This is a genomic window from Actinokineospora auranticolor (assembly GCF_041897805.1).
Taxonomy (GTDB): Bacteria; Actinomycetota; Actinomycetes; order Mycobacteriales; family Pseudonocardiaceae; genus Actinokineospora; species Actinokineospora auranticolor.
The window spans coordinates 1,013,072-1,029,914 of sequence record NZ_CP154825.1 but is presented as its reverse complement, the minus strand read 5'-3'; the positions used below and the strand labels follow the sequence as shown (position 1 = coordinate 1,029,914).

The following is a 16,843-nucleotide window of genomic DNA, read 5'->3' as shown; positions in this document are numbered from 1 at the left end:
GGCGTCGAACCCGAGCTGCTCCTGCACGCCGCACACGGTACGCACCGGCACCGACACAAATCGCGCCCGGGCAGAATCGCCCCATGGAGATCTGGCACAACCCGCGCTGCACCAAGTCCCGCACGGCCAAGGCCGCCCTCGACGACGCGGCGCCCGGCCACACCGAGCGGCGCTACCTCGACGAGCCGCCGACGGCCGCGGAGCTCGCGGAGGTGCTGACCAAGCTCGGCAGGCAACCGTGGGAGATCACCCGGCTCAAGGAGCCGCGGGCCAAGGAGTTGGGTCTCGCCGACCTGCCGCGCGACCGGGACGCGTGGATCGCCGTCCTGGCCGCGAACCCGGTGCTGATCGAACGCCCGATCGTCATCACCGACGACGGCCGCGCCTACGTCGCCCGCTCCCCCGAGGCCTTGTCCGAGGCGCTGGACTAGCTGCCGCCCGCGATGAAGCCCCGGACCGAGTTCGCCACCAGCTGGACCGCGATGGCCGCGAGCAGCAGACCGGCGATCTTGGCCAGCAGCGTGATCCCGCTGTCCTTGATCAGCCGGATCACCGCGCCGGAGAACCGCAGGCACAGGTACAGGATCACGTGCACGGCCAGGATCGCCAGCCCGAGCGCGACGTAGGACTCGATGTGCCCGCCCGCCTCCCGGACGAACACGATCGTCGCCGCGATCGCGCCGGGACCGGCCAGCAGCGGCGTGCCCAGCGGCACAAGGGCGACGTTGACGTCCTCCACCGCTTCCGGTTCGGTGCTGCCCTTACCGGTCAGCAGGTCGAGCGCGATCAGTAAAAGGAGCAGACCGCCCGCGCCCTGCAACGCGGGGATACCGATTCCCAGGTAGCGCAGGATCGCCTCGCCGCTGAGCGCGAAAAGGCTGATCACGCCGAGGGAAACCAGCACGGCCTGCCGGGCGGCGCGATTCCGGGTGGCGCGGGTTTTGCGGCCGGTGAGGCTCAGGAATACCGGCACGGTTCCCGGCGGGTCCATGATGACCACCAGCGTGATCGTCGCCTCGGCGAACAAGGCGGCGTCGAAGAACGCCATCAGGCACCCACGAGCAGTTCCGCCCCCGTCGCCCGCGACACGATCTCATCGAGCATTTCCGGGGCCGTGGTTTCCGCGCCGAGGCGGATTGTCTTGTTCGTCCCGTGGTAGTCGCTCGACCCGGTGATGACCATGCCGCGGCGGTTCGCGATCTCCCGCAGCTGCACCCGCGCAGGCGGCTCGTGGTCCGGGTGGTCGATCTCCAGCCCGTCGAGGCCCGCGTCGGCGAGTTCCTCGACCACCTCGGCGGTCACCGTCGGGCCGCGCCGGTGGGCGAACCCGTGGGCCAGCACGGTGACCCCGCCCGCCGCCTTGGTCATCCGGATGGCGTCGAGCACCGGTGTCCGGCGGCTGGGCACGTAGAAGCGGTTGCGGCCGTGCAGCAGCTCGCTGAACGCCTGGTCGACCGAGTCCACCACGCCCGCGCGGACCAGCGCCTGGGCCAGGTGCGGGCGGCCCGCGGTGGCGTCGCCGGGCAGCTCGGCCATCAGCGCGTCGGCGTCGACCGGGTAGCCGTCCTCGGCCATGCGGCTGGCCATGGCGTGCAGGCGGACGCGGCGCTCGGCGCGGGTCTTGGCGTGTTCGGCGACCACGGCCTCAGCGTGCGGGTCGAACAGGTAGGCCAGCAAGTGGATCGTGCACTGCCCGCCGCGGCCGTCGGGGGACGCGCAGGTCAGCTCGGCACCGCGCAGCAACCGCTGGCCGGGTGCCAGCGCGGCGGCGGCCTCGTCCCACCCCGCGGTGGTGTCGTGGTCGGTGATGGCGACCGCGTCCAGCCCCGCCGCGCGCGCGGCGGTGACCAGCTCGGTCGGCGTGTCCGTGCCGTCGGACACCGTGCTGTGGCAGTGGAGATCGATCCGCACCGGCCCAGTGTTCACGATGAGCCAGGTCACCACGACGCGGGTGGTCGCCGCCGTGGCCGGAGCAGCCCGCCGGAACGGACTAGCCGACGGCCTTCTTGGACCGCCGCACGCCCCGGGCCAACCGCTGGGCCTTGATCATCGAGAACCGCTCCGCCTGGGCCTTCTTGTCGCCGAAGACCAACTCGGAGATGGCGTCGTAGACCTGCTCCGGCTTGGGCAGGTACTCGATGTTGTTCAGCGCCTGGATCTGACCGGCGGACTCCACGACCATCGTGCCGTAGCCGAAGATCCGCCCGGTCGCCGTGCGCTTGTAGGTGAGGTCGGTGACCTTGCTGATGGGCATCATCAGCACGCGTGTGGTGAACACGCCCGTGGTCATCATGAACCGCTTGTCCGTGACCACGATCCGCTCGACCCACCACTCGATCACCTGGTAGGTGAAGCGGAGCACGACCGCGAGCGCGACGTACCAGAGGATGTTCTGGATCAGCCACGCCGCGGGCGGCAGCAGGTAGGAGATCATCACGCACACCGTGAGCAGCGCGACGGCCTCGAACACCTGCCACGCCAGGCTCGCCCAGTGCCTGCGCACCCGGATCACCCGGCGTTCGGAGTCGAGCAGGTACTCGTCGGGGTCCCTGGGGGCGAACATGCTCCGACGCTACTTCGTGTCAGCTCGAGAAGACAGTGCGCACGAAGGTGATCACTGCTTCGGCCCCTTCACGGAGGGTGGTCAGGATCGAGTTGACGATCCCGGCGGATTGGACCGGCTGCGTCACCAGGAAGAAGACGAGCAAAGCGGCCCCAGTGATGATCAAGACCTTCTTGATGTCCACTGCGATCTACCCCGTTCCGTACGCACCCGAGATGGCGCCTGCATTGAGATCCGTTGTACCGCACCGGGCGGCCCGAGGGGAGGGTAGTCGCGCTCTTGGGGCAACGCGGACGGTCACCACAGTGTGACGGCTACGCTCCGTCGCCATGAGCGGGGAACGCGTTCGGAAGATCAGGTGCGTCGGCGCGATCATCCGGGACGGGCGCGATCGGCTGCTGCTGATCCGCCGCGGCCGGGAGCCCGATCGCGGCCTGTGGTCGATCCCGGGCGGGAAGATCGAGCCAGGAGAGTCGGACACCGTCGCATTGCGACGGGAGGTCCGCGAGGAAACCGGCCTCGAGGTGGCGATCGGTCGCCATGTGGGCAGCGTGGAACGCCCCTCGCCGAAGGGTGTCTACGAGATCCATGATTACCGCTGCGTAGTTACCGGCGGTGATCTTCACCCCGGCGATGACGCCGATGCGGCCATCTGGGTGGATCTTGCGATGTTCACCACATTGCGCGACACGGATGCCCTGGTCACCGCGCTTTTCGAGCAGTTGACGGACTGGGGTGAGCTGCCCGGATGACGGTTATCGGACAAGCCAGACCATGCGCTCACCGTGCATGGCCGCGCGGGCCAGCGCGGTGGCCTCCGGGGCGCCGCCGTCCCACCTGGTGAGCGCCAGGACGCTGAACGCGGTCTGCCCCGGCGCGGGTTCGAGGTCCGCGCGGCCGGGCAGCAGCGGGGCCATGGCCGCCGGGTACGCCTCCTCGCTCACCCACCACAGAGGCCGGGCGGCGGCCAGCTCGCCCAGCGCGGCGGTGAACGCGGCGCGCTGGGCGTCGTCGAGGTAGGTCAGCACGTGGCTGGTGATCACCACCAGCGGCGCGTCGGCGGGCACCCGGTCCGCGGCGGCGGCCAGGTCGGCCACGGCGTCGCCGCGCACCAGCTCCGGCGGGTGCTTGCGCCACAACTGGGCGGCGGTGCTGAACAGCCGCTGACGCTCGGGCTGGTCGGCCCAGATGCACGCCTCCAGCCAGGCCGCCGCGTCCTCGTCGGCGAGGTCGACCGGCGCCCGGTCCAGGCCGACCCGGGCGACGACCGAGAGCTTCTTGGGGATGGTCGGCAGCGCGGCGTCCGGGCCGAGCTCGAGCGCGCAGTGCAGGCCGAGCGCGGTCTTGGTCGGACCGGCCACGACCTGCCCGGACTGCTCGGTCTGGTAGCGGTAGGCGTAGCGGTCGAGGTTGAGCAGCAGACCCGCGCTGCACCCCACCTCCAGCAGCCCGACCGGGGCGCCCGCCTGCTTGGCCGCGAGCGCGACCGCCGGGTACAGCACGGCGGCGCGGCGGACCTCGTTGGTCTGGGTGGTGTGCCCCGCGACCAGGGCGCGGACCTTGTCGGCCCGTTCCAGCACGAAGCCGCGGAACAGCGGCCAGGTGCCCGCGTCGAGCCCGTAGCTGCCGCCCATCGACGGGTAGTAGTTGACCAGCTCGTGGAACGGCTCGGCCTGCAGCGCGCGGTGCGCGGCGGCCAGCAGCAGCGTGGGGTGGCCGAAGCCGGGCTGCGCCGGGCCCAGCAGCGCGGCCACCTCGTCGTCCTCGGCCGCCTTCGCGGCGAGGTGGGCGTAGAGCGGGGACTCCTCACCCGCCTCCACTTCGGCGAAGCGCCGCAGCCGTTGCTTGATCTCGTCCAACGCCACGACCACGGGGCTTCCTCCGCGTCTCTAGGCCAGGGGTTCGGGCCGCCCCGGCTGTTCGCCCCCTCGGGCCTCGCCGTAGGAGCGCTTGGGCACCATAACCTTGCGCCGGAACGTGCAGACGACCGTCCCGTCCTGCTTGTAGCCGCGGGTCTCGACGTAGACCACGCCCCGGTCGTCCTTGGACTTCGACGGCGTCTTGTCCAGCACCTCGGACTCACCGTAGACGGTGTCACCGTGGAAGGTCGGTTTGACGTGGCGCAGCGACTCGATCTCGAGGTTCGCGATGGCCTTGCCGGAGACGTCGGGCACGGACATGCCCAGCAGCAGCGAGTAGACGTAGTTGCCCACCACCACGTTCTTGCCGAAATCCGTGGAGTTCTCCGCGTAGTGGGCGTCGAGGTGCAGCGGGTGGTGGTTCATGGTGAGCAGGCAGAACAGGTGGTCGTCGTATTCGGTGACGGTCTTGCCGGGCCAGTGCTTGTAGACGGCACCGACCTCGAACTCCTCGTAATAACGGCCGAACTGCACGCGCCCTCCCGATGTGACCGGCGAGTAGGTTCCCTTGTGTACGGGGCGGCCGCCCGGGGTGCAACCGGTGTGTGAGCCAGTGCACGGTGGTTGTAAAGTGCGTTTCGTATTCACCGGGGCGTGGTCGACTGGGCCTCGCCCTGGAGTACGCTGTCGGATCGGCAGGGCCTGGGCTCATCCCACGACCGCCGTCGGCTCAAGGAGGTGAGACGCCATGAGCGACCCGCATGGTCATGAATCCGCGACTGGTTGCAGTAGTACCCGCGTCTCCTCCGGAGGTGCCCGCCCCCTGGGCTGACACCGTCGATACCGGCCGGGACGCTCCGTCACCGCCGGGTCCGGACCACCGGACCCCCGGTCCGCCGCGCGGGCGCGGCGGGAGTCGCTGGAGGTCCGGATGCCTTCCATTCCCTCGTTCGGCGGTCTGAGAGGCCGCGCCAACCGCGTCGCGGCGCCGCCTGCGCCGCCGGTCCCGGTGCCGTTGTCGGCGTACGTGGTCGATTGCGGCGTGTACGTCGACGGTGTGCGCCTACCCGGCCGCTGGACGCACGTCGACGCCGTCGCCGAGGTCCGCCGCCGCGGTGAGGGTTTCGTGTGGATCGGTCTGCACGAACCCGACGCCGAGCAGATCCAGGGTGTGGCCGAGACGTTCGGGCTGCACGAGCTGGCGGTGGAGGACGCGGTCAGCGCGCACCAGCGCCCGAAGCTGGACCGCTACGACGACAACCTGTTCATGGTGCTCAAGACGGTCCGCTACGTCGAGCACGAGTCGCCCACCACGGCCAACGAGATCGTCGAGACCGGCGAGATCATGGCCTTCCTCGGCGCCGACTACGTGGTGACCGTCCGCCACGGCAAGCACTCCGCGCTGCACCAGCTGCGCGGCGAGCTGGAGGGAGCCCCGGACCGGCTGCGCCACGGCCCCGCCGCGGTGCTGCACGCCATCGCCGACCACGTGGTGGACACGTACCTGGCGGTGTCCGAGGCGTTCGAGAACGACATCGACCTGATCGAGAAGGCGGTCTTCGCGCCGCGCAGCCAGGTCAGCGCCGAGCAGATGTACCTGATGAAACGGGAGATCCTCGAACTGCGCCGCGCGGTCATGCCCCTGGCCAACCCGCTGCGCAGGCTGGCCGAGGGCTGCTCGCCCCTGGTACCGGACGAGGTCCGCTCCTACTTCCGCGACGTGGACGACCACCTGACCACCGTCTCGGAACGCGTAACCAGCTTCGACGAGCTGTTGAACACCCTGGTCGACGCCACCCTGGCGAAGATCACGCTGCAGCAGAACACCGACATGCGCAAGATCACCTCCTGGGCCGCGATCATCGCCGTGCCCACCATGGTGGTCGGCGTCTACGGCATGAACTTCGAGTTCATGCCGGAAACGAAGTGGCGGTTCGGCTACCCGATGGTGATGGTCGTCATCTTCATCGCGTGCATCGTGCTGTACCGCATCTTCCGCAAGAACCGATGGTTGTAGCCGGACGACCCACCCGCGCTCCCCACCCGCGCGAGTCGTTCAGCCACACCGGATTCCCCGTTCACCCCCGTGATGGGAGGTACCACCATGACCCGGCTGCTGACCAATGTGAAGTTCTGGCTACTGGCGATAATCGTCACCTGGATCGCGGTAGTGACCGTGCTCATCGCGGAAGCCCCGGTCTGACAAGGGATTCCCGTCAGGCGGCGGTCGTAGTGGTGGCAGCGCGCGCGGACGACGGCTGCGCGCGCTGAACCACCTGGTCGGCGAAGTTGTCCAGCATGCGCGTACCGACTTCCTGGGAATAGCCGAGTACCAAGGCGAAAAGCAGCAGTCCCGCGTGCCCCTCGACCAGGTCGGGGAACACCCCGGCGCGCAGCATCAGCACGCCGACCACGGCGAAGATCGCGCCCAGCAGTATCTTCACGATGGCCTGGTAGGGCGTGAGCGTGTACGGCACGACGCTGGGTTTGGTGCGCAGCAACAGAACCACGACCGCGATCGACGCGCCGAGCATCCCGACCAGTTGCAGCCACCACACGTCCCCGCTGGTCGGCACCGTGGCCCCGGTCGCGCAGACGAGGTTGGCCCCTTCCCCGAGGCACAGCGGCAACATCCGCTCGTTGACGGCGGTCAGCCCACCGATCGCGAGGTTTATCGCCAACAGCAGCAACCCGAACAGGATGATCCGGTTCCGCAGGCTCCGCACCGCCGTAGCCGCCGCGTGCGAGGCGTCGTGGACCGCGCGGAGACCGAGGAGCACGGCCAGCCGCTGCCCGGAGTCGTCCATCGTGAAGAACGACACCGGGTCGAGCGCCCGCACCCGAGCGTCCTTCTCGGGCAGCTTCCGCGCCACCCGAGCCCGAACATCGGACACCCGCCCGTTGAGGTCCGGCGCCGACGACACCAGCACCTCCTCGGCGAGGTGCACCGCCCGCCACGCCCGCTCGATGCTCGTCCCGGAGTACCACCGGGCAGGCGAACTCCGCTGCCCCGCCGCCCGAGCCGCGATGGCCATCGCCCCGTAAACCGCCCGGGGCACCCGCCCACCACGCCCGTCGATGTCGGCCTGCAACCGCTGCAACCGCTCCGCGATCCCCATCCGCCAAGGCGAAGCCGGATGCAACTCCTCGATCTTCCGAGACCAATCAGGCCCCACCACCCCGACGACTACCCCAACCCCACCTGTCTCCCGCTCGGCAACCCCTTCCGCGAACAACACCCCCTCATCAACCAACGCCAACCCACCAACACCCGCACCCGCCGCACCATCCACGACCACCCCGCCGCGCTCGCCGCCGATCCGCCCCGGCTCGCCCGCGGGCAACACCGGATCGCCAACCACAGCCGCCCCACCAACAGCACGCCCCGCCCCTGGGCCCGTACCCACCTGGACGCCACCGCCCGTCGCCAGGCCGGCACCTACCGCTGCACCACCGCCAACCTCCACGCCACCGCCTTCACCCACACCAGGGACATCAACCGCGACCCCGGTCGGTGTCCGGACACCGACCGGGACTCGCCCCGGAACCGCCCCTGTCCCGGCGGTCTCTCCCGCAGCCCCGCCGCTCCCCGCAGCCAGGCCCACGGAACTGCCTTCACCAACCACCCCGGTACCGCCGGCACCTGAGGCACGATCACCGCCGACCACCCCGGCCTGCCCCTCCGAGGCAGCGACAGAGGTGGCGACACCAACCACCGCCACACCACCGCCGTCACCCACCACCCCGGAGCCACTTTCCGAGGTAGTGCCATCAACGACCGAGGCACGCCCACCACCGACATCAGGTCGCCCCGCCAAAGCAGCACTGTCGACCACACCACCGGCGCCGCCAACCACACCGGAGCCGCCGTCCAAGGCAGTACCCTCGACCCCCGCCGCACGGCTAACTCCCGCTACTCCAAGCCGTCCCTGCAAGACGGCGCCACCAACCCCACCGCCGCCACCCGCAGAGCTGGCACCCAAGGCAGCACCCGCAACCCCTACGGCCCGGCCATCACCGACCACACCGGAGCCCCCACCCGAGGCGACACCCTCATCAGCCGGGGCACCACCATCACCGACCACTCCAGGCCGACGCTCCAAGACGACGCCACCGGCCACAGCCGCACCGCCAACCACGCCGGAGCTGTCCTCCGCCGAAGCGGCGCCACCGCCTGCGGCACGACCACCACCAACCACATGGATGCGCCCCGTCGAAGCGACACCGTCAACCGCCACCCCGGCGCCACCCACCCGAGCGCCACTCCCGGCACCCATCTCCGACCCGTCCACAGCCGGGTCGACCAGACCAACAACAGCGACCGAACCAGCAGCCACACCAGCGCCGTCCACACCACCGCCATCCGCAACACCAAGCCCGTCGGCGGCAAGCCCGTCGGCGGCAAGCCCGTCGGCGGCAAGCCCGTCGGCGGCAAGCCCGTCGGCGGCAAGCCCGTCGGCGGCAAGCCCGTCGGCGGCAAGCCCGTCGGCGGCAAGCCCGTCGGCGGCAAGCCCGTCGGCGGCAAGCCCGTCGGCGGCAAGCCCGTCGGCGGCAAGCCCGTCGGCGGCAAGCCCGTCGGCGGCAAGCCCGTCGGCGGCAAGCCCGTCGGCGGCAAGCCCGTCGGCGGCAAGCCCGTCGGCGGCAAGCCCGTCGGCGGCAAGCCCGTCGGCGGCAAGCCCGTCGGCGGCAAGCCCGTCGGCGGCAAGCCCGTCGGCGGCAAGCCCGTCGGCGGCAAGCCCGTCGGCGGCAAGCCCGTCGGCGGCAAGCCCGTCGGCGGCAAGCCCGTCGGCGGCAAGCCCGTCGGCGGCAAGCCCGTCGGCGGCAAGCCCGTCGGCGGCAAGCCCGTCGGCGGCAAGCCCGTCGGCGGCAAGCCCGTCGGCGGCAAGCCCGGCTGTGCCGGGCTTGCCGCCGGTCGGTGCCCGAACTCCGGCTGTTGTGCGGGGCTCAGTCACGCCGTGGCCGACCTCCGCGTGGGCGTCAACTGCTTGCGCGTCTGCCTGCGCGGTCGGTGCCTGCTCCTCAACCGGGCCCCGGGCCAGGTCCGGCGCGGCGGGCGGCGTGCCTCGGGAGCCACCGTCGCCCGCCGCGTCGCGGCCGTCCCCTCCCTGGGTGGGGATGGCCCGGGTGCTCAGGGAGAGGGTGAGGCGGATCGGTTCCTCTCCGCCCCCAACCACCTCCCCCTGCGGCGACACGGGCGTGGTGGACGACGGCTCCGGCGTGGTCGGCCGGTTTCCTGGCTGCATAGCGAGTCCCCTGTCGCTGGGCGGACGCGCCTGTGGGTGCGCGTCGGGAAGCCCAACCCCCTATCCGGATGATCGGGGGGCGAGGGGTACACATTACGGTTCGCGGCCGACATGGCGGAGTCTCAAGCCCAGGCCTGAATCCCCCGGACCACGAACGGCGTTGACGGGACATAGGTCCCCAGTCCGGGATAGGTTGTGAAGTCCGCCTCCGTCGCGCACTCCACCGACTCGTACACCGTGACGTCCTGTTTCAGCCGGTTCACGAACGAGCGGTATTCACCCTCCAGTGGCAGGCAGTCACCCAGGACCACGTCCTCGATCCCCACGACTTCCATCGGCCCCTGGAAACCGGGTAGCGGCCACAGGCAGATCGTCCCCGGGTCGCACACCGTGGCCGACGCGGGCGCGGCCAGCCCGAGCATGCCCAGCACGACGACCAGCATTCCCAGCAGTGTTCGCATGGCAGAACTCCGTTGTCCCGTGGACGCTCCCCTGGTGGGAGCGTCCGACGGGGTCAACGATGGCAGGATTCCGCCGGGGCTGGAGAAAGTTGTCCACAGGCCCTTGACAGGTCACTCGACATAGGTCAGCGTGCGCCCGTCGCTCGGGTCGAACAGGTGGATCTTGTCCGGGTCGAACCACACCGACAGCTCCGCGCCCTCGCGCGCGTCCGAGGCCGCCGACAGCCGCGAGACGATCTGCGACCCGCCGTCGGCCATCTCGGCCGTGCCCGACTCCGCGGCCAGTTCCTCCAGCTCGGCCGCCATCGCGGCCTCACCCTCGACGGCGAAGTACGCGTACTTGTCCGACCCCATCGACTCCAGCACCTCGACCGTCGCGGTGAACGCCGCGCCCGGCTCGTCCACCAGCCGCGCGTCCTCGAAGTGCTCCGGGCGCAGGCCCATGATCACCTCGCGCGGCGCCGACCCGCCCTCCAGCAGCCGCCGGATCCGGTCGGTCAGCGGGAAGTCGCCGAGCGGGGTGCGCAGCCGACCGTCCTCCAGCCCGGCGGGGAGGAAGTTCATCGACGGCGACCCGATGAACCCCGCCACGAACAGGTTCACCGGCTGCTCGTAGAGGAACTGCGGCGACCCGATCTGCTGCACGTGCCCGCCGCGCATCACCACGACCCGGTCGCCGAGGGTCATCGCCTCGGTCTGGTCGTGCGTGACGTACACGGTCGTCGTGCCCAGCCTGCGTTGCAGCTTCGACACCGACGTGCGCATCTGCACCCGCAGCTTGGCGTCCAGGTTGGACAGTGGCTCGTCCATCAGGAACGCCTTCGGGCTGCGGACGATCGCCCGCCCCATCGCCACCCGCTGCCGCTGACCGCCGGAGAGGTTGCCCGGCTTGCGGTCGAGGTGCTGGGTGAGGTCGAGGATGCGCGCGGCCTCCTCGACCTTCTGCTGCACCACCTTCTTGTCCACCTTCGCCAACCGCAGCGGGAAGGCCATGTTCTCCCGCACGCTCATGTGCGGGTACAGCGCGTACGACTGGAACACCATCGCGATGTCCCGGTCCTTCGGCGCCCGGTCGTTGACCCGGTCGCCATCGATGCGCAGCTCGCCGGAGGTGATGTCCTCCAGCCCCGCGATCATGTTCAGCGTCGTCGACTTCCCGCAGCCCGACGGCCCGACCAGGATGACGAACTCGCCGTCCGCGATCTGGATGTCCACATCGGACACCGCGAGGGCGCCGTCCGGGTACCGCTTCGTGACCTTGTCCAGGATGATCTCAGCCATAGCCCTAGCCCTTCACCGCACCCGAGGTCAGCCCCGCGACGATGCGGCGCTGGAAGAACAGCACGAACAGGATGATCGGGATGGTGATGACCACGGCGGCCGCGGACACCGTCCCGGTCGGGTCCTCGAACTGCGAGGAGCCCTGGAAGAACGACAGCGCGGCGGGCACCGTCCTGGACGCGGTCGTCGAGGTCAACGAGATCGCGAACAGGAAGTCGTTCCAGCAGAAGATGAACACCAGGATCGCCGTGGTGAACACCCCCGGCGCGGCCAGCGGCGCGATCACCCGCCGGAACGCCTGCGCGGGCGTCGCGCCGTCCATCTTCGCCGCCTTCTCCAGCTCCCACGGGATCTCCCTGAAGAAAGCCGACAGCGTGTAGATGGCCAGCGGCAGCGCGAAGGTGATGTACGGCAGGATCAGCCCGGGCCAGGTGTCGAACAGCCCGAGCGAGCGCTCCACCTCGAACAGCGGGGTCACCAGCGAGACCTGCGGGAACATCGCGATCAGCAGCGAAACCCCGACCAGCGCGCGCTTGCCGGGGAAGTCCAGCCGGGCGATGGCGTACGCGGCCATCGTGCCCAGCACCACCGCGATGAGGGTGGCGATCAGCGCGATGCCGATGGAGTTGACCAGCGCGCGCGGGAACTCGTTGGTGGAGAAGATGTCAACGTAGTTCTGGAAGGTCCACTCGGTCGGGATGAAGCTCTTGTCGGTCAGCGTTTCCTTGGTCTTGAACGACAAGGAGAGGATCCACAGCACCGGCACCAAGGCGTAGACCACGACCACGATGTCGATGAGCGTCCAGCGGGCCCGCACCCCGGGCCTCGTCGCGGTGGTCATCAGCGCTTCCCCCCGTCGTCGCTACCGGGTGCGGCGGCGCCGAACACCTTGACGAACACGAACGCCAGCAGCGCCACGGCGATGAAGATGAGCACCGACATGGTCGAGCCGATGCCCAGGTTCAACCCGCGGATCAGGTTGTTGTAGGTCTGCATGGACACCGATCCGGTTTCCTGCGCGCCGCTGGTGAGCACGAAGATGTTGTCGAAGATGCGGAACGCGTCGAGCGTGCGGAACAGCAGCGCGACCAGGATCGCCGGTTTCATCACCGGCAGGATCACCTTGGTGAACCGCTGCCACGGCGTCGCGCCGTCCATCGAGGCGGCGCGCAGCAGGTCGTCCGGCACCAGCGCCAGCCCGGCCATCAGCAGCAACGCCATGAACGGCACGGTCTTCCACACCTCGGCGAGGGTGATGATCCCGAGTGCCGCGGCGCGATCGGTCAGCGGCGCGGTGGCGCCGAACAGGTCGGTCAGGTAGCCGGTGTTCTCGTCCCACGCGTAGCGCCAGGAGAACGCGGCCACCACGGTCACGATCCCGTACGGGATGAGCGCGACCGTCCTGACCAGACCCTTCATGACCAGTGTCCGGTGCATCACCAGCGCGAGCGCCATCCCCAGCACCAACTCGATCGCCACCGACACGGCCGTGATGAGGGAGGTGACGCCGAACGCCGTCCACCAGTACGAGTTCGTCAGCACCGTCACGTAGTTCTCGAACCACACGAACTGCCGCTCCGCCGGGAACCGCAGGTCGTAGCGCTGCAACGACAGCCAGATCGAGTAGACGATCGGGTACGCGGTCACCGCCAGCATGACCAGCGCGGCGGGCGCGCACAGCCACAACCCCAGTCTGCGCTCGGCCTTCTTGCCCTCGCTCAGCTCTTTGCCGCTCACGGCAGCACCCCCTTGGAGTCGAGCGCGTCCTGCAACTCGGCGCGCAGCCGCTGGGCGGTCTTGTCCGGGTCGATGCTCGCGGGCGGCGAGAGGATGGTCGAGATGAGCGTGGAGACGTTCTGGTACGCGGGGGTCGCGGGCCGGACCGCCGCCTTCTTCAACTGGTCGAGGATGGCATCGCGCATCGGGTACGGCTCGGCCATCTCCGGGTCGTCGTAAACCGACTCGATCGTCGGCGGCACCCCGGAGTTGATCGCGGAGTACTTCTGGCTCTCCGCGTCCCGCAGGCACTTCACCGCCTCGAACGCCTCGGGCTTGTGCCGCGAGTGCGCGCTCACGGCCAAGTCGTAGCCGCCGATCGTCGAGGTACCGACCTTGCTCGCGTCGATCGCCGGGAACGGCGCCCACTTGATCAGCTTGGCCACCGCCGGGTTCTCCTGCGCGGCGGCGTAGACGAACGGCCAGTTGAGCTGGAACGCGGCCCGGCCGCGCTCGAACTCCAGCCGCACGTCGTTCTCCTTGGCGTTGGACAACGACGCGCTGGCCGACGGCGAGGTCGCGAGATCCCGCAACGCCTGCAGCGCCTTCACCGCGCCATCGTCGACGAGCGCGCGGGTGCCGTCCTCGGAGATGATCCGCCCACCGGCGCCCGCGGTGAGCGTGTTGAACTCGACGACCAGGCCTTCGTACTGCGCGCCGGTCATCGCGATCGTGTTGGGCTGGTCGCGCGACCGCAGATCGGCGGCCATGTCCAGCATCTCGGACCACGTCGTCGGCGGCTTCGGCACCAGGTCGCCGCGGTACCACAGCAGCTGCACGTTGGTGTTCTTCGGCGCGGCGTAGAGCTTGTCCTTCCACCGCGCGGTGTCCAGCGGCCCCTGCAAGGTGCCGCGCTCGACGTCCGCCTTGTCCTGGCCGGTCCACTCGGCGACCCAGCCCGCCTCGGCGAACTCGGCCACCCACGTGACGTCGAGACCGAGCACGTCCATCTCGTCGTCGCCCGCGGCGAGCCTGCGGACCATCTGCTCGCGCTGGTCGTCCGCGCCGCGCGGCAGCACGTTCAGCGCGATCCGGTACCTGCCCGCGGCCTCGTCGTTGCACCGCGCGACGACCTTGTCGAAGTTCTCCTCAGTGGCGTAGTAAACGTTGACGGTGGTCCCGCCGCTTTCTGATCCGCAAGCCGCCACGAGCGGGGACGCGACGAGCGCGGCGCCCAGCGCCACCCTCCAGCGTCGACCTCGGCGGCCAGGACCCCGATGAGCACGCCCCATCGACCAGCCTCCTTCCGACGGACACGCCGAGAGGCAGTTCGAGCAACCCGTCCAGCACCTCGACGTGCTCCGACACGCGGGTAGCTCGGTACCCGCGACCGGGTCACCTGAAACTAGGCCGGGTGATCAAGGGCCGCAATTCGATGTGGACGGTCGAGGCGTACGGCTTAATCGATGCCGCTGTTCGGCCGCATGGCAAGCTTGGCCAGCAGGTCGCGCCCCCGCTCGGCGTTGCGCGGCTGCGCCAGCACGTCGTAGCGGCCAGCCACCAGTTGCGTCGCCGAGGCGATCTCGCGGCCGCGACCGCGGGTGCTGGCGTACCCGACGGCGGCGAACACCAAACCGAACACCACGCCGATGCCCAGCCCGACCAGGATCGGCCCGAAGGACGCCTGCTGCTGGTTGAACAGCCCGAGCAGCAGGCCGACGAACAGGCCGAACCACGCGCCGGAGAGCGCGCCCGTGCCCAGCACCTTGGGCCAGCTCAGCCGCCCGATGACCCGCTCGACGAGCATGAGGTCGACCCCGACGATGGTCACCTCCTCGACGGGGAACTCGCTCGTCGCCAGGTGCTCGACCGCGCGGTGGGCCTCCTGGTAGGTGTCGTACGACCCGATCGGCCAGCCGGTCGGCGGGGTCGGGAGCTTGGGCATGCCCTGGTTCGCTCGTCCAGGGCCGGAGAACGCACCGGTCATGGCCCCATCCTGCCAACCGGGGCCAAGGCGTGCGAACCCGGCAGTGTCTACTTCGCCCGGTATTCGCGAAGCAGGCCGCGGGAGATGATCGTCTTCTGGATCTCGCTGGTGCCCTCGCCGATGAGCAGGAACGGGGCCTCGCGCATCAGCCGCTCGATCTCGTACTCCTTGGAGTAGCCGTAGCCGCCGTGGATGCGGAACGACTCCTGGGTTACCTCGGCGCAGTACTCGCTGGCCAGCAGCTTGGCCATGCCCGCCTCGACGTCGTTGCGCTGCCCGGAGTCCTTGAGCCGGGCGGCGTTGACCATGAGCAGGTGCGCGGCCTCGACCTTGGTCGCCATCTCGGCCAGCTTGAACGCGATGGCCTGGTGCTCGGCGATGGGCTTGCCGAAGGTGCGGCGCTGCTGCGCGTAGTCGACGGCGAGCTCGAACGCCCGGATGGCGATGCCGCAGGCCCGGGCCGCGACGTTGACCCGGCCGACCTCGACACCGTCCATCATGTGCGCGAAGCCCTGGCCGGGGGTGCCGCCGAGGACCTGGTTCTTGCAGATCCGGAAGCCGTCGAAGACCGCCTCGGTGGTGTCGACGCCCTTGTAGCCCATCTTCTCGATCTTGCCGGGGATGGTGAGGCCGGGGACGACCTCGCCGAAGCCCTCCGGCTTGTCGACCAGGAAGGTGGTCAGGTTCCGGTGGGGCTTCTCGTCGCCCTCGTCGGTGCGGGCGAGCAGGGCGATGAGGTTGGAGCTGCCGCCGTTGGTGAGCCACATCTTGGCGCCGTCGACGGTGTACATGTCGTCGTCGCGGCGGGCCCGGGTCTTGATGGCGGCGACGTCGGAGCCGAGGTCGGGCTCGGACATGGAGAAGGAACCGCGGACCTCGCCGGTGGCCATGCGGGGCAGGTAGTGCTTCTTCTGCGCCTCGGTGCCGTGGTGGCGGACCATGTGGGCGACGATGAAGTGGGTGTTGATGACCCCGGACACGCTCATCCAGCCGCGCGCGATCTGCTCGACGACCAGGGCGTAGGTCAGCAGGGACTCGCCGAGGCCGCCGTACTCCTCCGGGATGGTGAGGCCGAAGAGCCCCATCTCCTTCATGCCCTCGACGATGTCGGTCGGGTAGGCGTCGGCGTGTTCGAGCGCTTGGGCGTGCGGGATGATCTCCTTGTCCACGAAGCCCTTGACGGTGGCCAGGATGTCCTGCTGGACGTCGGTCAGTCCGGCGGTCTGCGCGAGGCGTGCCATCGCTGATCCCTCCGTTGGGAGCCGTGGTTACCGACGAGTATCACGCGGTTAACGCTCGTTCGCGCCAGGACGTGTCCGGGACCACTCTCCCCCGGACAGCACTCGACCCGGAGGCGCCGCGGCCGTCCGGGTCGATGTCGGTCTTGGGTTGTGGTCAGCCCGCTTGCAGTTCCAGCACGTTGCCGCAGTCGCGGCACCCGTCGGCCAGCACGTACACGTCGGCACCGCAGTCGTCGCAGGACCGGAAGCTGCGGTCGAACAGGTCGTCCCGCTGCCTGCGCCGCCCCGCCAGGATCCCCAGCACGCCGCGCGACTCGACCGGAAGGCTGTGTCTACCCATGCCCCAAGAGCACCCCACCGAACCGCCCCAAGCAAGCCCTCACCGTGATCTGTGCGTTATGTCACGGCAACCTTTCACGCTTCGTCACGTCGCTGACCTGCACCGTGACCTTTCTGTAGCCAATCGAGAAGATCACGCTCGGGTTAACCCTC

At 69.7% G+C, this 16,843-nt stretch carries 20 protein-coding genes; 5 read left to right on the top strand and 15 right to left on the bottom strand.

Going from position 1 to position 16,843, the window contains the following annotated elements; genetic code table 11:
• Nucleotides 1-83: 83 nt before the first annotated feature.
• Nucleotides 84-431 carry an ArsC/Spx/MgsR family protein gene (locus tag V5P93_RS05135; protein WP_104476838.1) on the top strand — a complete coding sequence of 116 codons (348 nt, stop codon included), beginning with the start codon at nt 84-86 and terminating at the stop codon, nt 429-431.
• Here the strand turns inward: V5P93_RS05135 and V5P93_RS05130 are convergent.
• The 4 genes from V5P93_RS05130 to V5P93_RS05115 form a co-directional block, all read right to left on the bottom strand.
• On the bottom strand, nt 428-1,048 hold the full coding sequence (locus V5P93_RS05130; protein WP_104476840.1) for a MarC family protein: 621 nt from the start codon (nt 1,046-1,048) through the stop codon (nt 428-430). The genes V5P93_RS05135 and V5P93_RS05130 overlap by 4 nt on opposite strands.
• Nucleotides 1,048-1,911: a PHP domain-containing protein gene (locus V5P93_RS05125; protein WP_104477739.1), complete on the bottom strand. Its 864-nt coding sequence runs from the start codon at nt 1,909-1,911 to the stop codon at nt 1,048-1,050. The genes V5P93_RS05130 and V5P93_RS05125 overlap by 1 nt, the downstream gene beginning before the upstream one ends.
• Nucleotides 1,912-1,990: 79 nt before the next feature.
• Complete coding sequence (locus V5P93_RS05120; protein ID WP_104476842.1) at nt 1,991-2,563, bottom strand: PH domain-containing protein; 573 nt, start codon at nt 2,561-2,563, stop codon at nt 1,991-1,993.
• 19 nt (nt 2,564-2,582) lie between these two features.
• Nucleotides 2,583-2,747: a hypothetical protein gene (locus V5P93_RS05115; protein WP_181043305.1), complete on the bottom strand. Its 165-nt coding sequence runs from the start codon at nt 2,745-2,747 to the stop codon at nt 2,583-2,585.
• 145 nt (nt 2,748-2,892) lie between these two features.
• Between V5P93_RS05115 and V5P93_RS05110 the strand changes: the two genes are divergently transcribed.
• On the top strand, nt 2,893-3,315 hold the full coding sequence (locus V5P93_RS05110; RefSeq protein WP_104476844.1) for an NUDIX hydrolase: 423 nt from the start codon (nt 2,893-2,895) through the stop codon (nt 3,313-3,315).
• A 3-nt stretch (nt 3,316-3,318) separates the two neighbouring features.
• Here V5P93_RS05110 and V5P93_RS05105 read toward each other — a convergent pair whose 3' ends face one another.
• Both V5P93_RS05105 and V5P93_RS05100 read right to left on the bottom strand, forming a co-directional pair.
• The gene (locus V5P93_RS05105) at nt 3,319-4,434 is read right to left on the bottom strand and encodes a DUF2332 domain-containing protein (protein ID WP_104476846.1); all 1,116 of its coding nucleotides are present in this window, start codon (nt 4,432-4,434) and stop codon (nt 3,319-3,321) included.
• Nucleotides 4,435-4,452: 18 nt separating this feature from the next.
• Nucleotides 4,453-4,956, bottom strand: a complete 504-nt coding sequence (locus tag V5P93_RS05100; protein WP_104476848.1) for a MaoC family dehydratase — start codon at nt 4,954-4,956, stop codon at nt 4,453-4,455.
• Nucleotides 4,957-5,353: 397 nt separating this feature from the next.
• Here V5P93_RS05100 and corA point away from each other — a divergent pair, with 397 nt between their 5' ends.
• Nucleotides 5,354-6,439, top strand: a complete 1,086-nt coding sequence (gene corA / locus V5P93_RS05095) for a magnesium/cobalt transporter CorA (protein ID WP_104476850.1) — start codon at nt 5,354-5,356, stop codon at nt 6,437-6,439.
• Between the two features lie 199 nt (nt 6,440-6,638).
• Here the strand turns inward: corA and V5P93_RS05090 are convergent, their stop codons facing one another.
• Nucleotides 6,639-7,541 (bottom strand): hypothetical protein, encoded by a 903-nt coding sequence (locus V5P93_RS05090; RefSeq protein ID WP_104476852.1) that lies wholly within the window; start codon nt 7,539-7,541, stop codon nt 6,639-6,641.
• An 18-nt stretch (nt 7,542-7,559) separates the two neighbouring features.
• On the opposite strand from V5P93_RS05090, the gene V5P93_RS05085 reads away from it, so the two are divergent.
• Nucleotides 7,560-8,069 carry a hypothetical protein gene (locus V5P93_RS05085; RefSeq protein ID WP_104476853.1) on the top strand — a complete coding sequence of 170 codons (510 nt, stop codon included), beginning with the start codon at nt 7,560-7,562 and terminating at the stop codon, nt 8,067-8,069.
• A 552-nt stretch (nt 8,070-8,621) separates the two neighbouring features.
• Complete coding sequence (locus V5P93_RS05080) at nt 8,622-9,737, top strand: hypothetical protein (RefSeq protein WP_374065399.1); 1,116 nt, start codon at nt 8,622-8,624, stop codon at nt 9,735-9,737.
• A 50-nt stretch (nt 9,738-9,787) separates the two neighbouring features.
• On the opposite strand, the gene V5P93_RS05075 is transcribed toward V5P93_RS05080, so the two are convergent.
• From V5P93_RS05075 to V5P93_RS05040, 8 genes are all read right to left on the bottom strand, one after another.
• Complete coding sequence (locus V5P93_RS05075) at nt 9,788-10,126, bottom strand: peptidase inhibitor family I36 protein (protein WP_104476859.1); 339 nt, start codon at nt 10,124-10,126, stop codon at nt 9,788-9,790.
• Between the two features lie 111 nt (nt 10,127-10,237).
• Nucleotides 10,238-11,407, bottom strand: a complete 1,170-nt coding sequence (locus V5P93_RS05070; protein WP_104476861.1) for an ABC transporter ATP-binding protein — start codon at nt 11,405-11,407, stop codon at nt 10,238-10,240.
• A gap of 4 nt (nt 11,408-11,411) precedes the next feature.
• Nucleotides 11,412-12,248 (bottom strand): carbohydrate ABC transporter permease, encoded by an 837-nt coding sequence (locus tag V5P93_RS05065; RefSeq protein WP_104476863.1) that lies wholly within the window; start codon nt 12,246-12,248, stop codon nt 11,412-11,414.
• A complete protein-coding gene (locus tag V5P93_RS05060) occupies nt 12,248-13,144 on the bottom strand; it encodes a carbohydrate ABC transporter permease (RefSeq protein WP_104476865.1) in 897 nt (298 codons plus the stop codon). The genes V5P93_RS05065 and V5P93_RS05060 overlap by 1 nt, the downstream gene beginning before the upstream one ends.
• A complete protein-coding gene (locus V5P93_RS05055) occupies nt 13,141-14,415 on the bottom strand; it encodes an ABC transporter substrate-binding protein (protein ID WP_104476867.1) in 1,275 nt (424 codons plus the stop codon). The genes V5P93_RS05060 and V5P93_RS05055 overlap by 4 nt, the downstream gene beginning before the upstream one ends.
• Nucleotides 14,416-14,582: 167 nt before the next feature.
• Nucleotides 14,583-15,110, bottom strand: coding sequence for a general stress protein (locus V5P93_RS05050; RefSeq protein WP_104476869.1), 528 nt, complete (start codon nt 15,108-15,110; stop codon nt 14,583-14,585).
• Between the two features lie 47 nt (nt 15,111-15,157).
• The gene (locus V5P93_RS05045) at nt 15,158-16,351 is read right to left on the bottom strand and encodes an acyl-CoA dehydrogenase family protein (RefSeq protein ID WP_104476871.1); all 1,194 of its coding nucleotides are present in this window, start codon (nt 16,349-16,351) and stop codon (nt 15,158-15,160) included.
• A 154-nt stretch (nt 16,352-16,505) separates the two neighbouring features.
• Nucleotides 16,506-16,691, bottom strand: coding sequence for a hypothetical protein (locus V5P93_RS05040; protein WP_146107914.1), 186 nt, complete (start codon nt 16,689-16,691; stop codon nt 16,506-16,508).
• Nucleotides 16,692-16,843 lie beyond the last annotated feature (152 nt).